Annotated in this window: 13 protein-coding genes and 1 tRNA gene; 4 read left to right on the top strand and 10 right to left on the bottom strand. The window is 61.3% G+C overall.

Annotated elements, in window-relative coordinates; all coding sequences use genetic code 11:
- Nucleotide 1: 1 nt before the first annotated feature.
- From KB554_RS05335 to sufB, 8 genes are all read right to left on the bottom strand, one after another.
- Entirely contained in the window at nucleotides 2-2,980 is a 2,979-nt protein-coding gene (locus KB554_RS05335) for a tetratricopeptide repeat protein (RefSeq protein WP_211035124.1), read from the bottom strand.
- A 362-nt stretch (nucleotides 2,981-3,342) separates the two neighbouring features.
- Nucleotides 3,343-4,449: a BT_3928 family protein gene (locus tag KB554_RS05340; RefSeq protein ID WP_141427532.1), complete on the bottom strand. Its 1,107-nt coding sequence runs from the start codon at nucleotides 4,447-4,449 to the stop codon at nucleotides 3,343-3,345.
- Nucleotides 4,446-5,132: a thymidylate kinase gene (locus tag KB554_RS05345; RefSeq protein ID WP_211035125.1), complete on the bottom strand. Its 687-nt coding sequence runs from the start codon at nucleotides 5,130-5,132 to the stop codon at nucleotides 4,446-4,448. The genes KB554_RS05340 and KB554_RS05345 overlap by 4 nt, the downstream gene beginning before the upstream one ends.
- Before the next feature lie 35 nt (nucleotides 5,133-5,167).
- Nucleotides 5,168-6,385 carry a SufS family cysteine desulfurase gene (locus KB554_RS05350; RefSeq protein WP_211035126.1) on the bottom strand — a complete coding sequence of 406 codons (1,218 nt, stop codon included), beginning with the start codon at nucleotides 6,383-6,385 and terminating at the stop codon, nucleotides 5,168-5,170.
- A gap of 3 nt (nucleotides 6,386-6,388) precedes the next feature.
- Complete coding sequence (locus tag KB554_RS05355) at nucleotides 6,389-7,210, bottom strand: SufD family Fe-S cluster assembly protein (RefSeq protein ID WP_211035127.1); 822 nt, start codon at nucleotides 7,208-7,210, stop codon at nucleotides 6,389-6,391.
- Entirely contained in the window at nucleotides 7,210-7,962 is a 753-nt protein-coding gene (gene sufC, locus KB554_RS05360; protein WP_141427541.1) for a Fe-S cluster assembly ATPase SufC, read from the bottom strand. Before sufC ends, KB554_RS05355 begins: the two co-directional genes overlap by 1 nt.
- Nucleotides 7,956-8,528 carry a flavodoxin family protein gene (locus KB554_RS05365; RefSeq protein WP_141427543.1) on the bottom strand — a complete coding sequence of 191 codons (573 nt, stop codon included), beginning with the start codon at nucleotides 8,526-8,528 and terminating at the stop codon, nucleotides 7,956-7,958. The genes sufC and KB554_RS05365 overlap by 7 nt, the downstream gene beginning before the upstream one ends.
- A 17-nt stretch (nucleotides 8,529-8,545) precedes the next feature.
- Nucleotides 8,546-9,991, bottom strand: a complete 1,446-nt coding sequence (sufB, locus tag KB554_RS05370) for a Fe-S cluster assembly protein SufB (RefSeq protein ID WP_141427545.1) — start codon at nucleotides 9,989-9,991, stop codon at nucleotides 8,546-8,548.
- Between the two features lie 247 nt (nucleotides 9,992-10,238).
- Between sufB and KB554_RS05375 the strand changes: the two genes are divergently transcribed.
- The 3 genes from KB554_RS05375 to KB554_RS05385 all read left to right on the top strand — a co-directional run bounded on the left by KB554_RS05375 (nucleotide 10,239) and on the right by KB554_RS05385 (nucleotide 12,849).
- Nucleotides 10,239-10,330, top strand: a tRNA-Ser gene (locus KB554_RS05375).
- Between the two features lie 477 nt (nucleotides 10,331-10,807).
- Nucleotides 10,808-10,972, top strand: a complete 165-nt coding sequence (locus tag KB554_RS05380) for a hypothetical protein (RefSeq protein WP_211035128.1) — start codon at nucleotides 10,808-10,810, stop codon at nucleotides 10,970-10,972.
- Nucleotides 10,973-11,076: 104 nt separating this feature from the next.
- Complete coding sequence (locus KB554_RS05385; RefSeq protein ID WP_211035129.1) at nucleotides 11,077-12,849, top strand: erythromycin esterase family protein; 1,773 nt, start codon at nucleotides 11,077-11,079, stop codon at nucleotides 12,847-12,849.
- Between the two features lie 1,652 nt (nucleotides 12,850-14,501).
- On the opposite strand, the gene KB554_RS05390 is transcribed toward KB554_RS05385, so the two are convergent.
- Both KB554_RS05390 and tpx read right to left on the bottom strand, forming a co-directional pair.
- Nucleotides 14,502-15,875, bottom strand: coding sequence for a C1 family peptidase (locus tag KB554_RS05390; protein ID WP_211035130.1), 1,374 nt, complete (start codon nucleotides 15,873-15,875; stop codon nucleotides 14,502-14,504).
- A gap of 173 nt (nucleotides 15,876-16,048) precedes the next feature.
- Nucleotides 16,049-16,555 carry a thiol peroxidase gene (gene tpx, locus KB554_RS05395; protein ID WP_211035131.1) on the bottom strand — a complete coding sequence of 169 codons (507 nt, stop codon included), beginning with the start codon at nucleotides 16,553-16,555 and terminating at the stop codon, nucleotides 16,049-16,051.
- A gap of 293 nt (nucleotides 16,556-16,848) precedes the next feature.
- Here tpx and KB554_RS05400 point away from each other — a divergent pair, with 293 nt between their 5' ends.
- Complete coding sequence (locus KB554_RS05400) at nucleotides 16,849-18,144, top strand: porin (RefSeq protein WP_211035132.1); 1,296 nt, start codon at nucleotides 16,849-16,851, stop codon at nucleotides 18,142-18,144.
- The last annotated feature ends 7 nt before the right edge of the window (nucleotides 18,145-18,151 follow it).

The following is an 18,151-nucleotide window of genomic DNA, read 5'->3' on the forward strand; positions in this document are numbered from 1 at the left end:
GTCAGTTCAGTTTTGCGATTCGCGCCTTCGCCTCGTCCACGATGCCGTCGTCCGCAGGCGTATAGCCGTCGGCGACACTCTGGTAGGTGGCACGCGCCTGGAAATTGTCTCCCTTGCGAACATAGACGTCGCCCAGCAGGATGAAGGCCTTGGCCAGCCAGTAGGAGTCCGGCTCCCGCTCGGAGAAGGCGAAGACGGCCTTTTCGGTCGCATCCAGATCGCCGCCCTCGAAGAGCGATTCGATGACATAATAGGCCGCTTCGGCCCCCTGCCGGGTCTTCACCTCGGAGGCGAGCTCCTTGTAGAGCTTCACGGCCTCCGCCTTGCGGCCCCCGGCCCGCAGCTGCCCGGCCCAGGCGTATTTGGATTCGCGCAGCGCCGTGGCTCCCGCATCCGGATGCTCCGCCACGTCGGCCGCCATCGCGGCGATCCGCTCGCCGTCGCCCCCGGCCACCGTGGCGCGCACATACCCCGTCATGGCGGCCTCCCGGCCCGAACGGGTCGTCGCGGCGTCGTAGAGCCGGCGGTAGGCCGAAGCTGCCTCGTCGTAGCGTTTGTCGGCGAAGGTCAGCTCGGAGAGCTTTTCGAGCACCTGCTCCGTATAGCGGTTCTGCCCCCGGTCGGCGAGCGTCGTCAGCGTCCCGATGGCCTCGTCACGGGCTCCCGTGCGGAGGTAGCAGTCGCTCAGGTAGTAGAGCGCATCGGTCAGGTAGTATCCTTTCGGGTAGTTCTCGACATAATCGCGGAGCGACCGGGCCGCCGCCTCGGGCTTGTCGGCCAGATAGAGGTTCTGCGCCGCGACGAACGACAGCGAGTCGCGCGACTGCGCCGAAAGGTCGCTCTCCACGCCTGCCCGGGAGGCGTAGTCGAAGTAATCGTCCACACGCCCCTCGGAGACGTAGATCTCGCGGATGCCCTGCATCGCCTCCTTCGCTTCGGAGGATTGCGGCGAGGATCCGACGACCATGTCGTAATAGCGGAGCGACTTCTCGCGGTCGCCCAGATTGAGGTAGGCCAGCCCCAGATCGGACAATGCCTGCGCACGGCGGGGCGACGAGGGATAGTCGGCCACGAAGCGTTCGAGCTGCGCGGCGCCGTCGGCATAGCGTTCCTGCGCGATGAAGCTGCGCCCCAGTTCGTAGGAGGCTTCGCTCACGTAATCGCCCTCGCCGTCGGCGATGATCTGCCGCAGGGCCTGCTGCTTCTCGGAGGCACGGCCCAGAATGCCGAGCGTGACGGCCCGTTTGTACCGGGCGTAGTGCATCTCGGGCGTGCCGAGCGCGATGGCCCGGTCGTACGACGCGACTGCCTCGTCGAACTTCCGCTCGGCATAGGCCGCATCGCCCACGCGGTTGAAGGCATCGGCCCGGTAACGGTCGCGCGGGGCGTAGGCGTCGAGGAAACGGCCGAACGCGCTCCGCGCCTGCGCCATGTCGTCGCGGTCGAAAGCGCAGTAGCCGAGATTGTACCACGCCAGGGCGTATTCACGCGCCGACCGCGGCGCCCGCCGCAGATAGGCGTTGTATTTGGCTGCGGCGACCGGATAATCCCCCTGCGCAAAGGCGATCTCGCCCTGCCAGAAATCGTTGAGCGCGGCGTATTTGGGACTGACGTTCGCCGCCGCGGACTCCGCCAGGTAGCGCTGTGCGGCCTGCAAGTCGCCTTCGCCGTAAGCCTCCAGCGCCCGGAAATAGGTGATCTTCTGCAACGCGGCACGAATGTCGGCGTCGGTCGAAGGCATCGACCGGATGGCTCGGTAGGCCGCATCGTAATCGCGCGAATTGTAATAGGCGGCGATGAGCAGCGTCCGGGCCTCCCCGGCGCGGGGCGACGAAGGATAGCGGTCGATGTAGCGTGTCAGCATGTTGATCGCGCCGTTGAAAGCGCCGCCGCCCAGTTCGTACTGCAACTTGGCGTAGTTGAACAGGGCGTCTTCGGCGATCGCGGCGTCGAGCGCCTCGTCCGACGCCATTGCGAAGGCCTGCATAGCAGCCTCCTTGTCCCCGGCACGCAGGTAACAGTCGGCCAGGTGGTACGAAGCGTTCTGCGTCAGCGCGTCCTCCGCGCCGCAAGCCCGGCGGAGCCACTCGGCGGCCTCGTCGTAACGGGCCGTGCGATAGAGCGCGAAACCGCGCAGGTAGCTGGCGTCGCGGTCCATCTCGCCGCCCGCCTCGGCATAGGCATCGAGGTGTTCGAGGGTCTTGTTGTAGTCCTCCAGCCGGAACCACGATTCGGCCGTCACGCGCTCGAGTTCGGCGCGGCGCTCGGGAACGGCTTTCCGGGCCAGTTCCGGCCCCTGCTCCACGACATAGCGGTAGTTGCCCTCGCGGAATTCGATCTGCATCAGATAGAACGGAACGACGTCCCGGTAGGCGTCGCTGCGTGCAAGCTGCGTGAAGCCCTGCTTCGCCCGGCCGGACCGTCCTTCGGCATAGTCGATATAGGATTTGTAGTAGAGCGCGTGGTCGGCGTACTCGCTGCGGCTGCCGATCCGGTCGAAATGCCCGTAGGCCGCCTCGTAATCGCCGTCGGTGAACTCCACATACCCCATCCGGATGTCGTACTGTTCGCGGCGCGGCGCGCTCAGGGCCCTGTACTCGGTCCGTTCGAACGCCTCCCGGGCCTCGCGCATGTTACCCGCGGAGCAGTAGAACGACCCTAGCGCGAAACGCACGTCGTTGGCGTAAACGGAGCCGGGATAACGCTCCTCGAAGTCCCGGAGCGCCCCTTCGGCATCGGCGCTGCCCAGCTCCACGGCGCAGGCGGCCAGGTAGAAGTCGATCTCCTCGACCGTCGTGCGGTCCGCCGGGTCCGATGCCGCCCGGGCACGCAGGAATTCGTGCCGGGCATCGCTCCAGCGTCCGAAATCGAACAGGTCGCGGCCGCGTTCGAGGGCCGCCGCCGCATCCTCCTCCGCGGCCTGCGCCGTCAGCGCACACGCCGCGAAGAGCGGGAGCAGGATATTCCGAAATTTTCGCATACGTTCCATAATTAAAAGAGGGGACCGGAAACAGCGCGGCCGGCACACGTCCCATCGCAAGCGGCCGCACCGGATCCTCCCTCCGAACTTCGCAAAGATAATACATCCGGCGCGCAAAGCCAAATTTATCCGCACACTTCGCACCCTGCCCCGCACGGCCGCAGAAACGGCCGGCGAACGCCCCCGCGCATCATGCGGCGGCGTGATACGAACGGGCCGCCGTACCGTGCCCGCCATGCACGGAACCGCCGCGTCCGGCGCCGGACGGACGCAGGCAAATACCGAACCGGCGGGGACGCCGGACGATCCGCCCCCGGCAGAGATCCGGCCGGAGAGGCGTCACGGCGCCGGCGCCATGCGGACTACGGACGGATGTCGCGGCAGTTGCGTTTGTCGGAGATAGTGCCGTCGTCGAGCACAACCAGCCCGTTCCGGGCGCGGAGCATCGTCTTCATGGTCGAAGCGTCGATGTTGTAGCAGCGCACCCTGCCCGTGCCGAAGTCGTGCCACGGCTCGTCGTAGAGCGGCTGGGGCGTGAGGCAGACGACGTGCGCACCTTCGGCGGCAGCGCGCTCCACGAGCCGTGCCATGCGGCGTGCGCAACCGCGCGGCAACGCGTCGAACGACGTGACGCAGAGCATGTAGAGACGTCCCGGCGTGGACAGCACCTCCTCCGTGGCGTCGCCCCCGGCGTCGCGCAGGGCGAATTCGCCGATGAGCGGAGCGACCGCAGGGGCCTCGCCCGTCGTGCGGGTATCGACCCACTCCCATGTCTCGGCGTCCTGCCATTCGGTCTCGTCGAGCGAAAATTCGCGCTCCTCGCCCGTAAGGCGGTTCCGGTAAACGAGCACCGTCTCCGTCTCGCCCGCATCGGGCACGGGGGCGCGCATCGCCCCGGCGATGTTCACCCCCACCTTGTAGGGCAGAAAGTCGATCAGCGGCAGGTGGACATAGCAATAGTACCCCAGGTACATGGAGAGGCAGAAAAAGGTGCACGTGAGCACGATCTCCACGGGTTTGAAAGCGAAGATCCGGTCAGGACGGTAACGCCACCACACCACGAAAGCCATCGGCAGCAGCACGACGTTTTTCACGAAAGTCTCCCACGGCGAGAGTTTCAGCGCTTCGCCGAAACAGCCGCAGTCCTCTACGGGAATCACCGTGGCGCTCAGCAGCGTGAGAAGCGTGAAGAAGAGCATCGACGCCAATGCGAAAATCGAAATCAGGCGGATGCGGACCTTGAAGAGCAACATGCAGCCCATCATCAGCTCGGCGCCGCACAGCCAGATCGAAAAGGTCATCGAGGCCGGTTCGAGCGCCTCCATGCCGTAGATCGACAGGTACTCGTTCACCTTGAGCGCCGTGCCCCACGGGTCGATCACCTTCGTAAAACCCGAAAGGATGAACGTACAGGCCAGGATCAACCGGCAGACGTTGGCCAGCAGCTTGAATGTTCGGCTCGTTCTCATCGCGTCGTAAGAATCGGGGCGAGCGCGTCGCGGATTTTCGAAAAGATGCCTTCGGGCGTCTCCATGCCCCCTGCGGCGTCGCTGCAATCGACCACCCGCAGCCGCGGGTCGGACGCAGCGGCCTCGAGATAGACCTCGCGCACGTGCCGCTGGAGGTCGAGGGCGTCCTCGTGGATGTCGCGCCCGCCCTGCAGGTAGTCGCGGTCGTCGCCCTCGCGGATTCCGGAGAGCTTCCGCTCGGTGAACGAGAAGGGCACGTCGAGGAACAGCGACAGGTCGGGGCGCGGCAGGCCGTTATGGACGAACTCCAGGTCGAGAATCCAGCGCATCAGCCGGTCGCGCTCCTCCCCGGCAGGCAGTTTGGCGCACTGGAACCCCACGTTCGAATAGACGAAACGGTCCAGCACGACGGCCTTGCCCGCGGCGATCCACCGCCGGATCTGCGGTCCGGCATCGGCCCGGTCGCCGGCGAAGAGCAGCGCCACCAGATAGGGATCGACCTCGTTCACGCCGCCGAACCCGCCGCGCAGGAAGCGGGCGATCAGCTCGCCGTAAACCGGAGCGTCGAAACGCGGAAAATGGATGTATTCGCTCTCCACGCCCCGCTCCGAGAGCAGCCGGCGCAGCAGGCGGATCTGGGTCGATTTACCCGCACCGTCCAGACCTTCGAGCACGATAAACATAACGTCACTTTATGTCGGTTTCAAACAATCGTTTCTCAGCGCAGCATACGCACGGCGCGCGCCACGCCGTCGGCGAGCGCATCGGCCTCGCCGAGCGTGTTGTAGAGGGCGAACGAAGCGCGGCACATGCCCGTCGTCGCGTAATGGTCCATCACCGGCTCGGCACAGTGCTGCCCCGTGCGGACGGCGATCCCCAGCTTGTCGAGGATCATGCCCATATCGTAGGGATGCACTCCCTCGACGTTGAACGAGACGATCGCGCACTTGTCTTCCGTCGTCCCGTAAATCCGGAGCCCGTCGATGGCCGAGAGGCGTTCCGTGGCGCGGCGCAGCAGCGCCGTCTCGTGCGCCTCGATCTCCGCCGGATCGGATTCCTGCAGGAACTCCACGGCGCGCCCCAGCGCGATGGCCCCCACGAAGTTGGCCGTGCCGGCCTCGAACTTGAGCGGCACGGGGGCGAAGGTCGTCCCCGCGAAGGTCACGCGATCGACCATGTCGCCGCCGCCCAGAAAGGGCGGCATCGCCTCGAGCAGCTCCCGGCGGCCGTACAGCACGCCGATTCCCGTCGGACCGTAGAGCTTGTGGCCCGAGAAGGCGTAGAAGTCGCACCCCATCTCCCGGACATTCGCCCCGCCGTGCACGATACCCTGACAGCCATCGACCGCGACCACCGCACCGACGGCGTGCGCCGCCTCGACCACGGGCCGCAGGTCGGGCCGCGTACCGAGCGTATTGGACGCCTGCGTGACGGCGACCGCCCGCGTGCGGGCGTCCACGAGCGACGGCAGACACTCCGTCCGCAGACGGCCGTCGTCGTCGAAGGGCAGCATGCGTATCTCGGCTCCCTTGCGCTGGGCCAGCAACTGCCACGGCACGATGTTCGAGTGGTGCTCCATCTCGCTGACCACGATGTTGTCGCCCGCCTGCACGAAGCGTTCGCCCCAGGCATAGGCGACCGTATTGAGCGACGCCGTGGCCCCGGCCGTGAAGACGACCTCCTCGCGTTCGGCAGCACCGATGAAAGCGGCGATCCGGCTCCGGGCGGCCTCGTAGCGTTCGGTGGCCTCCTCCGAGAGAAGGTGCACGCCGCGATGGATATTGGCGTTCATCCCCCGGTAGAGGGCATCGACCTGCTCGATCACGCAGCGGGGCTTCTGCGCCGTCGCCCCGCTGTCGAGGTAAACGAGCGGCTTCCCATAGACCCTGCGGGAGAGAATCGGAAACTCCCCGCGTATTTTTTCGACGTCGAACATAATCTACAACCGTTCCATTTTGGCGGAAACCATCTCCATCACGGCCTCGCAGAGCGGCTCGACACCGCACCGGCGCACGACGTCGCCCACGAAGCCCTCGATCTGCAACCGGCGGGCGTCCGCCTCGCTCAGCCCGCGCTGGCGCATGTAGAGAATCGCCTCGGCGTCCATCTGCCCCACCGTCGCGCCGTGCGAACACTTCACGTCGTCGGCATAGATCTCCAGCTGGGGCTGCGTCGTGATGCGGGCCTCGCGGCTCAGCAGAATGTTGCGGCTCTGCTGCCGCGCATCGGTGCGCTGGGCGCCGGGAGCCACATAGACCAGCCCGCGGAACTCGCCCACGGCCCGGCCGCCGGCGACGCCCTTCACCGCCGAATCGCTGCGGCAGTCGGGAACGTTGTGCGCCGTGTGCAGCGTCACGACGCAATGCTCCCCGTCCGCAGCCAGGAAGGCCCCGCCGAGCGAGTTTTCGGCCTCCGCACCGTCGAGGTCGATGCGGTAGGAGGCGTTGGCGCCGGTGAGCTGCACCGTCGTCACGCGGCAGCGGCTGCGCGCGGACTGTCTGACGGACACTTCGGCGAAAGCCTCGGCCGCGAAGAGGTGCGTCAGCTCCAACTGCGCCCCCTCGCCGAGTGCGACGGTCAGCGAGGCGGCGTCGGCCTTCGTATGAAGCACGACGAGGTGTGCCGACGAGCCGGCCTCCGCCTCGACGCGCAGCGCGCGGGGATCGACCGCCGCGAAAGGTTCCGCCCCGCTCCCGGCGACGCGGAGCGTTTCGCCGCCGACCGGACGGAACGTGCGGAGTATGTCGCGAAGAGCCTCCATCACCGGTCGTATTCGTTGATGAGCCAGTCGTACCCCTCCTTTTCGAGCCGGAGCGCCAGCGACTTGTCGCCCGAATGGATGATGCGGCCCCGGTAGAGGACATGCACCACGTCGGGGACGATGTAATCGAGCAGCCGCTGGTAGTGCGTGATGACCACCGTGGCGTTCTCCGCCGTATGGAGTTTCGTGACGCCCGTGGCGACGATGCGCAGGGCGTCGATGTCGAGGCCCGAATCGGTTTCGTCCAGAATCGCCAGCTTCGGCGCGAGCATCGCCATCTGGAATATCTCGTTCTTCTTCTTCTCGCCGCCCGAGAAGCCCTCGTTCACGGCGCGCGACGTCAGTTTCGAGGGCAGCTCCACGACGGCGCTCTTCTCGCGCATCAGGCGCAGGAACTCGGCGGCCGAAAGCGGCTCCTCGCCGCGGAAACGGCGCTGCTCATTGACGGCCAGCTTCATGAAGCCGGCCATCGTGACGCCCGGAATCTCCACCGGATACTGGAAACCCAGGAAAAGCCCCAGACGCGCCCGGTCCTCTATGGACATATCCAGCAGGTCGCGCCCCATGAAGGTCGCCGAACCTTCGGTGACGGTGAACTTCTCGTTACCCGCGAGCACCGACGCGAGCGTCGATTTGCCCGAGCCGTTCGGCCCCATGATGGCGTGCACCTCGCCGGCCTTCACCTCCAGGTCGATACCCCGGAGAATCTCCTTGCCATCGACCGAGGCGTGCAGATTTTTTACGCTTAACATATTCTCTTTGCCAGTTTTTCACATTTTCCAATCTCCCGGGGAGTCAGCTCCCCGTGTTTGCGGCATCCGCCCTTGCCGAAGGTCCCCACGACGCGGAACCCGCTCCAGCGCAGAATCTCGCGCAGCGAACGGAACACGCCGCCCGTCTGGCGGAACCAGACGCTGAACGGCCAGACCGTGTTGCACGCGGATACCAGCACGGCCCGCTTGCCCTTGTGCAGCGCTACCGGCAGACCGTTCTCCCGCTCGCCCATCAGCGCATAGACCATCCGGTCGAACAGCACCTTCAGCTCGCCGCTCATGTTGCCCCAATAGCAGGGCGAACCCACGACGAGCGCATCGCACGCACGGATCATCCCGGCGACACGGTGGGCGTCGTCCTCCGGAAGCACGCAGCGGCCCAGCGACCGGCACCGCATGCAGCCCGTGCAGGGCCGGACCCGCAGATCGCAGACCGTCAGACTCTCGACCGTGCAATCCTGCGGCAGAGCGGCGACCACATGGCCGAGCATCTGCGAAACCACTCCCCCGCGCCGGGGACTGCCGTTTATCACCACGACCTTCATACTCCGTTCCCCCGCCATTATCCGACCGACCCTTCGAGACTGATCGCCAGGAGCTTCTGCGCCTCCACGGCGAACTCCATAGGCAGTTTGGCCAGCACCTCGCGGGCGTAGCCGTTCACGATCAGTCCCACGGCATCTTCGGTCGAAATCCCCCGCTGCCGGCAGTAGAAGAGCTGGTCGTCGGAAATCTTCGAGGTCGTGGCCTCGTGCTCCACGACGGCCGACGCATTGCGGCTGTCGATCACGGGAAAGGTGTGCGCCCCGCAGCGGTCGCCGATCAGCAGCGAATCGCACTGCGAGTAGTTGCGGGCGTTCTCCGCGTCCTTGGCCATGCGGACCAGCCCCCGGTAGGAGTTTTCGCTGCGGCCCGCCGAGATGCCTTTCGAGACGATGCGGCTGCGCGTGTTGCGGCCGACGTGGATCATCTTCGTACCCGTGTCGGCCTGCTGGAAGTTATTGGTCATGGCGACCGAGTAGAACTCGCCCACGGAGTTGTCGCCCGCGAGGATGCAGCTCGGGTACTTCCACGTGATGGCCGAGCCGGTCTCGACCTGCGTCCACGACAGGCGCGCGTTCTCGCGGCAGATGCCGCGCTTGGTGACGAAGTTGTAGATGCCGCCGCGCCCCTCGCGGTCGCCCGGATACCAGTTCTGCACGGTCGAATACTTCACCTCGGCGTCGCGTTCGACGACGATCTCGACCACGGCCGCGTGCAACTGGTTCTCGTCGCGCTGCGGCGCGGTGCATCCCTCCAGATAGCTCACGTAGGAACCTTCGTCGGCCACGATGAGCGTCCGCTCGAACTGCCCCGTACCGGCGGCGTTGATGCGGAAATAGGTCGAAAGCTCCATCGGGCAGCGCACGCCCTTCGGGATGTAGCAGAACGACCCGTCGGAGAAGACCGCCGCATTGAGCGCCGCATAAAAATTGTCGGTCGCGGGAACCACGCTCCCCAGGTACTTCCGCACCAGCTCGGGGCAGTCGCGCAGCGCCTCGGAAATCGAGCAGAAGACGATGCCTTTCTCGGCCAATGTCTCCTTGAAGGTGGTCTTCACCGAAACGGAGTCCATCACGGCATCGACCGCCACGCCCGAAAGGGCCATCTGCTCCTCGAGCGGAATGCCCAGCTTGTCGAACGTGCGCCGCAGTTCGGGATCGACCTCGTCCATCGACCCGAGCTTCTTCCGGGGCTTGGGGGCCGCATAATAGATGATGTCCTGGAAGTCGATCTCCGGAATCGTCAGGTGCGCCCACGTCGGAGGCTCCAGCGTCAGCCAGTGGCGGTAGGCCGCCACACGGCGCTCGGTCATCCACTCCGGTTCGCCCTTCTTGGCCGAAATCAGGCGCACGACCTCTTCGGACAATCCCTTGCCGATGGTCTCGGTCTCGATGTCCGACGTAAATCCGTATTTATATTCCTGCTCCCGAATGCCTTCGAGAAGCTCCTTTTCGTTCGTTGCCATTACATGCCAAATATCGGACAAAGGTACGAAATCAAATTGCAAAATCATAATGCCGCGAAGCAAATCTGCGGCCGGAACCCCGATTCCGCCGGAAAAAAATCCGGGTCCGGCCGGCTCGTTCCGCCCCTTCCGGAGCCGGAGAAAGTCGGGAAACCGGAAATTTTGTCCGCAATTCTTTGTAGTTCCCCAAAAAGATTCTATATTTGCACACCCTTTCGGGAGAAAACCTCTTCCCGGAAGCGTGCCCGGAGAGATGGGTGAGTGGCTGAAACCACCGGTTTGCTAAACCGACGTACGGGGCAACCCGTACCACGAGTTCGAATCTCGTTCTCTCCGCCAAGTCACACCGAATAACAATATAAAGCCCTGCAAATATGCAATTTGCAGGGCTTTATACATAAGAGCCACGAGCATAAATTCGAACCTCTATCCCGATGCCATTTCTGCCAACGTCTTACGGATTCGGCGCGATAGGGAATCGGACGGAATGGAGAGAAACGCAAGGCCTCATCCGGAGCAAATTCCGCTCCCGGAACCGTCGTCCGTTACGAGACCTGTCTGCGACCGGCCAGAGAATTCATGCGGAATACCTATAATAGATATCCGCTCAATCCATAGCAGTCCATATAAGGCATATTTCGCGAAGAAACAATCAGTACATCCTGTTTTTATTTCATATATTTACAAATAATTTCAAACGACCCGTCACACAGGCATTACCCCGAAATACGATTTATAATTAACACGATTATTCCATATAACATTTCTCTATTTTGAAATCGGATTATCGTCTATGGAATGAAAACTGCCAATCCTATGAAAAAACTTCAGGTAAAAAAAGAGAGCATTCTCAATCTCAGGAATGACGCATCTGCTATGGTTAAAGGTGGAAAAGGCGGAAAAGTCGAGGAAAGTACGGATACTCTGAGTCCCGTTTCCGGCCGGGGATCACGCGAAGCAGCCTGTCAAACCACCGCATAGCAACCCGAACCGTCCGATCTCGTTCCCCAAGAGTCGTATTGAGGAACATAATTAGAGCCGAAAAGGCTTGTTATAATTTCAAGTATTAAGTACATTTTCTTGTCATGAACAAATCATATTTGAAGATAAGTTTCGTGTCGGTATTGCTTTTCTGTGCCGGTTGCACCCGGCCGCCGATTTATTCGACGGAGTACAACCTCGATTTCGAGTATGCCAAGAACGACTCCGTGCCGACGCAATGGATATTCCGAAATTCTTCGGCTACAGGGTACGTTCTCTCGCTTGACAAGCAAGTGAAACAGCATGGAGAGGCAAGCCTCCGTGCCCGATGGCAAGAAGGGCCGACCATGACCGTCTGGGGCGGGTTCCAGAATATTCTGCCGGGCGAATTAGTCGCAGGTAAAGAACTCGAAATCAGCGGATGGGTCAAGACGAAGGACAGCGTGAACGTGTGTGCCGGATATGGCATATTCCCCTATAATCCAGAGAAGTACGACCCCGATCTTTTCGGGCGGATAGATACGGTCGGAGGGGTTCGCGGCATGTCCGAGTGGACACGCCATACCGTTCGGCAGACGATCGACAAGGATGTCCCTTATGTCCTGATTGCCGGCTTCGTTACCGGCAAGGGTACTGCGTGGTTCGACAATATCGAACTCAGAATCGACGGCGTAAGATACGAAGACAAAGCAATTCCGGCTCCGAAAACGGAATTATCCGACAGGGAGAAAAAAGAGCTGCGCCGATACGTCTATCCGCTGCGGACCTGCGAACCGGACGGCGGGGACACGCAGGACCTCGACATTCTCCGACAACTGGTCGGAGAATGCAGGGCGGTCGGGCTCGGAGAGAATACGCACGGAACGAGCGAAGTGTTCAAAATGAAGGACCGGATCATCCGCTATCTGGCAGAAAACTGCGGATTCGATATTTTCGCGCTGGAAGCCAACATGCCCGAATGCTATCAGTTGAACAACTATACCGTCGGAGGCATTGACAACCCGATACGATTGTTAATCGGAATATACATGTGGCCGTGGAGAACCTATGAAATGCTGAACATGATCGAATGGATGAAAGCATTCAACGCATCCGAACCCCGAATTACGTTTACGGGAGTGGACATGCAAAACTACAATGGCCCGATACTCCAGTTGCAGACCATTTTCGAGAAAAATCCGTCCGATAAAAACCTTGTGAAGCAAATCAAGGATAAGCTGCATCGCATTTACCCCCGTCCGTTCCGGATCGATGGAGAACTGGCTGAAGACATAGACTCCGACCTCGAAGAACTGAAGACACGGATAGAGGCGAAAAACCGGCCACCGATGCAGAGAGTCTGGGCCTTACAGAATATCGATTTATTGCATCAGTTCCTGAGCCAGAAAGAAGATCCCGACTGGCGTGACCGCGGCATGGCCGACAATCTGTTGTGGATATTGCAGAACAATCCGGGGTCTAAAGCCGTAGTTTGGGCGCACAATGCGCATATCAATTGTTTGAAGCAAGTAGATATATTGCATCGTTCGATGGGAGGCTTTCTCAAAAAAAGTATCGGCGACGATTACCGAACCTTCGGATTCGTCGGATACGAAGGTTCATACACGGCCTGGAAAAACGGACTGCAATCCTTTGAACTTCCCAAAGCGCATCCCGGCACACTCGAATACGTGCTCGGACAACTGGACGAACCGCTGTTTATTCTGGACTTGAAAAAAATGCGCGAAGAGGACTCCTCCTGCCTGCAATGGCTCGGCAATCTGGAATTCAGAGAAGTCGGAGCAACTCCTGAGATATTCTATAATACGCAGATTTCCGACATGTTCGACTACCTGATTTTCATCCGCAATACCTCGGCATCGCACATGATACAATAATTCAAAAAGAGGAACCCGAAAATCTTCAAAAGAGTAGGGATAACGCTAACTCAAAAACAACCGCAATGAAAAAACTTCAATTGAAAAAGAAGCGATCGCCCATCTTGCCAATCAAACGTCAAAGATGGTGAAGGGTGATACGGATTTTACCACGATAACGCACATGACGACCGTCGGTTCTCGTTATCGCAATACGCCCCCGGCCTAAATTGTGCAGGTTGCGCGCCGATACAATCGGTTCGGTTTGTTACGGTCCGTCCCCGACCACACTTGAAGCAGGTTGTCCGGCCGAAGCCCGTGCCGGAAAAGCATGTCAAGCGACGGGTAAGGAGCGTGTGGAAACAGACAAGCGTGCAAATACACGAAGATCGCTTTACGTAATGTGCAGTCGGGTATCCGCGACGCGGCCGAAAGCATCGGCCTGCGGACGGCCTCTGCGAAGCTCGCGAGGCTGCGACTGCGCAAGGTCGTGCCGCTGCCGCGCATCGCGCATTGGTACCGGCGGCATTTCATCGTCCGTATGGCGGGTCCATGTTTCCGACCCGGCACAGGACCTGCTGAAACACTCCGAACGGGATTTCCTGAAAGGCCGGTTCTTCGTCATGGGAGCATCGACCAGACCAAAAATGTCGCCGTCTTGAAAAGCTCTTTCGAAATTTTCTCCTACCCGAAAAGGATCTCCCCCGGACAAACGGCGGTGTACACATCATGAGGCGTATCACCATCAGCGGAAATTCCGTTCGGTTCCCAGTCAGCATGGTCGGATTCCCTCCGCAGTCGTGGGACCAGCGAACCCAACGCCTTATCGGACAAAGGGCAATCCGACCTTATTTCAGACAGTCACTCTTCATATAAATATTTTCTTGCAAATTATTTGTACCGATGCCTAAAAATTCCTATTTTTGAGAGACGAAAGATACGCAGTCCAAGCTGTTTATCTTAGCAGAGACCGCTGAATATCGTAATAGCCATTGATAAACAGTCGAGGTGCGTGCACATAGTGCGCGGCCCTTGACCAAAGTGGTTATTGCATTTAGTTGATCGGTCTCTGCTAATTGTGAAAGTGCCGCGCACCTATTTTGAAAACGTACGACTCAAAATAAATGCCGGAGTTATGAATAGATATCGGATTTCTCTCTCTACGCACGCCGTCGGCTGCGGTAGTGTTTTTCTGCGATCATTTCTCTTTTCCGACGTACCTGCGGTCCCGAAATATTCATACCTGCCGTGTACCGTCGGACTCGACGCTTTTCCGCGAATTGAATTTCCCGTGCTTTCCGCCGGATGCAGACGTTTTCCGTCCGACAGCTCTCCGCACCCTGCAAACGATAAAGAGCCCTCCTTGACAAAGGAGGGGCAGTGACGCGACTCATTGCAGGAGGAAGGGACCGAAAACGGTCCCTTCCGTTTTGAGAATGAATCTCGAATATCCGGACAATCCGCCGCCACGGTCAGACCGAGCGTTTTCGCCTCGTTTCCGGTCGCTCCGGTTCGTAACGGCGGAACGGCGACGCACGCGGCATCCTCCCCGCGAAGCGTTCCCGGACCGGCCGTCGCGTCCGAGAAGCGCAGGGGCCGGAACGCTCCGGGAACGGAGGACCCGCCTTCCGGAAGACGGGAAGGCGGGTCCGTAACGGCTCTCCGGCCGCGGATCAGAACATGTAGTCCCACGCGGGAAGCTGCTCGGGCTTCGTACCGGCCGCTTCGAGCGATTTCGCATCGAGGTATTTCCGGTTGATGACGATGCGGAACATGTATTCGTCGAACCACTCGTCCGTGAAGGTCATATACCCTTCGTGCCCGGCCGAGGGGCCCCAACTGTTCTCGAACTGCCACTTCAGGGGCACGTCGTTGTCGTCGGTATCCACGGCGATCAGCGCCATGGCGTGCGCCGAACCGCTCTGCCGCGTGAGGATGCGCGCCTTCTTGTCCATCGCAAGGTCGATGCCGAACATCGACCCGTAGTCGTACATCGCGGGATCGCAGACGCCCGAAACCGGATCGTAGTCCGCCACGTCGCAGGAGGCGTACATCGCCTCGCCGGCCTTGATCGAGGCGATCGCGGCACGCTTGATCGCCTCGTTGGGCAGGTTCAGATAGACCCAGTTCACGCCTTCGTAGGTGTTGCGGTAGTTCCGGATCTCGTACACCTTGTAATATTCGCGCGTCGGGTCGTTCATAATCATAATGTAGGAATCGGGGGCATAGTCCGCGGGAACGATGCTGCGGTAGAACTCCAGCGGCGTGGTGCGCAGCGTCTTCACTTCGCCGTCACGCGTCTCGTAACGCCATTCGAACCCGGCGGGCGGCTCGCCCAGGCAGAGCGCCAGCACGCGGTAAACCTCCTTCAGCACGGCGATCTTCGCCGCGGCGATCTTCGCCCGGTCCGCTCCGGAGGCTGCCAGACCGCGCAGTTCATACCCGCCGGCCCGCAGCCGCTCGTTGAGCACCGACCTTAGGTAGGTCGTATTGTTCGAATGGGCCGTTTCGGGCATCACCTCGCGCGGCACGACGCCGTACTTTTCGGCCACGTTGTAGAAGAGGTTCCACACGCCGCCGTCGCCCACCGGCGTCTTGAAGAAAAACTCCACGTCGCGGTCGGTCATCGGCCGGTCGGCCGTCGCAACGGCGTTCTCGAGGAAGAGATTGCTCTTCTCGAACATGTCCCAGAAGTAGTTGTAGTTGTGCGAGAAATCGAACTCCGAAAGGCCGAACCGCTCCATGACCGACGGACGCAGCACGTTCATCGAGGTGAACATCCAGCACCGCCCGGACTGTTTCTGGTCGGTGATGCCCTTCACCTCGACCCGGTATTTGAAATAATGGTCGATCTTCCCCTGCAGGTTGCGGTTCAGGGCCAGCTTCCGCAGGTTCGCCTCCGCCGTCAGCGCATTCTGCAACGCCGTGGTGGGGCCGTCCTTCACGAAGGAGGAGGCGATCTCTTTCAGGTCCGCTCCGGTCAGTTCCTGGGCCGAAGCGTCGAGGAACAACGTTCCCAATGCCAATGCAAGTAAGGTCTTCTTCATAGTAGGTTCGATAATGAGAATCCAAAGATACGAATTTGCCGCCGTTTCCAAAAATATTTCCCGTTTTCGGCGCCGAAGACCGCCGGACGCAAAAAAGGAGAAGCGACGGTTCGGACCGTCGCTTCTCCTCGCGGAACATCCGCAGTCCCGGAGACCTCGGCTCCGACCGCGAATCAGTGCGTCCGGACGGCCTCCGCCGCTCCGTCGTAGTCGGGCTCCTCGGTAATCTCCGGAACCAGTTGCGCATAGACCACCTTTCCCTCGCGGTCGATCACCACCACGGCGCGCGCCAGCAGCCCCTTCAGCGGACCGTCGGCCATCGCGACGCCGTAGGCCGCGTCGAATCCCGAGGCGCGGAAGTCCGACGCCGGAACGACGTTCTCGATTCCCTCGGTCGTGCAGAAACGGGCATGGGCGAACGGCAGGTCCTTCGACACGGCCACGACGACCGTATCGGGCAGCGAGGCGGCCAGTTTGTTGAACCGCCGCACCAAAGCGGCGCAGACGCCCGTATCGAGGCTCGGGAAAATATTGAGCACCACGCGGCGTCCCTTCAGATCGGAGAGGCGGAGCGGTGTGAGGTCGGTCTTGACCAGTTCGAAATCGGGGGCGGCGACACCCTCGCGGATGAATTCGCCGGCAAGGTTCACCGGCGAACCCTTGAATTTTACTGTACTCATAACGATATGTGTTTTATTCGGCCTATCCGGTTCCACACCGCCGCGGAACACGTCCGACTGCCGGCGCAAACCGTATAAACTGTCTTTATTATAACAGAACGGTCCGAAACGGAATTTATTGTCCGGCCCAGCCCGCGCAAAGCGCGCGAATCCGATGCCCGGAAGGCACATTTCAGAATCCTTTCAGATTCGGTTCGGAACTTGCGGCGCCGATCCGGGCTTTTTCGTATCTTTGTTCCCGGCCCGGATCCGGACACGGCCCGAACGACACACGAACCGACAGACAGAACAAGATGAAAAGACTCGCCACGCTCCTTCTCCTCGCGGCCTCCCCATTCGCCGCGGCGCAGGAAACCACCCTGCCGAAAAGCCCGGCTCAGGAAGCCTCCCTGCTGCGGCGTACCGCATTCGGCACGGCCGATTCGCTCCGCACGGACGCCGCGACGGACGCCGGGCTGCTCGAACGGCTCCGCAACATGCCCAACCTCGAAGTGGGCAGGGGCATCACGTTCCGGCCGAAAAACGACTGGTTCGAACTGACGATGCGTTTCAGAATGCAGAATCTTCTGGCGCTCTCGTTCGACGAAGACTTCACGCTGACGAAAACCGACGCCCGCGTCAAGCGGCTGCGCCTGCGGTTCGACGGCTACATCTACTCCCCGAAACTGGTTTACTCCGTGCAGTTGGGATTCACCGGCTACGACGCCGAGACGCTCCCGAACGGTTCGACGAACATCGTGCGCGACGCCATCGTCTACTACGTGCCCAACGCCGCATGGAACATCGGATTCGGACAGACGAAGATCAAGGCCAACCGCGCGCGCATCAATTCGTCGAGCGCCCTTCAGTTCGTCGATCGCAGCATCGTGAACAGCGAATTCAACCTCGACCGCGACTTCGGTCTCTTCGGCGAATACAACCCGCTCCGGGGCGAAGGATTCAACCTCTCGGCCAAAGCCTCCGTCACGCTGGGCGAAGGACGCAACTGGGGTTCCTCGTCGGGCGGCGGCCTGGCCTACACGGGGCGCGTGGAGCTGTACCCGCTGGGACGCTTCGGAGCGAAGGGCGACCTGCTGGAGGGCGATTTCGACCACGAGGAGCGGGTGCGCATCCTGCTGGCCGGAGCCTACTCCTACAACCACAAGGCCGCACGCCTCTCTGGCCAGCGCGGCACCCTGATGCCCGACGGCGCCACGCGGAACATCGGCTCCTACTTCGTGGATTTCATCCTCAAATACCGCGGATTCGCCTTCTACACCGATTTCATGGGCCGCACGAGCGGCGACCCGCTCTTCGATACGGACCGCAACGCCTTCATCTACGACGGCTGCGGCCTCAACGTGCAAACCAGCTACCTGTTCGGCAGCAAATGGGAGGTCGCGCTGCGCAACTCGACGCTCTTTCCCGACGCGGAGGTCCGCCCCTACGCCGGATACGAACGCTGGAACCAGACCTCGGTGGCCGTGACCCGCTATATCATCGGACACAGTCTCAAGGTGCAGGCAGACGCCTCCTACAACCACCGCAGCCGTTCCGCAGCGGACTACAACCGCTGGGAAATCCGCTTCCAGCTCGAACTCGGCCTGTAACGCAGGA

The sequence above is a fragment of the Alistipes sp. Marseille-P2263 genome (assembly GCF_018101075.1).
Classification (GTDB): domain Bacteria; phylum Bacteroidota; class Bacteroidia; order Bacteroidales; family Rikenellaceae; genus Alistipes; species Alistipes dispar.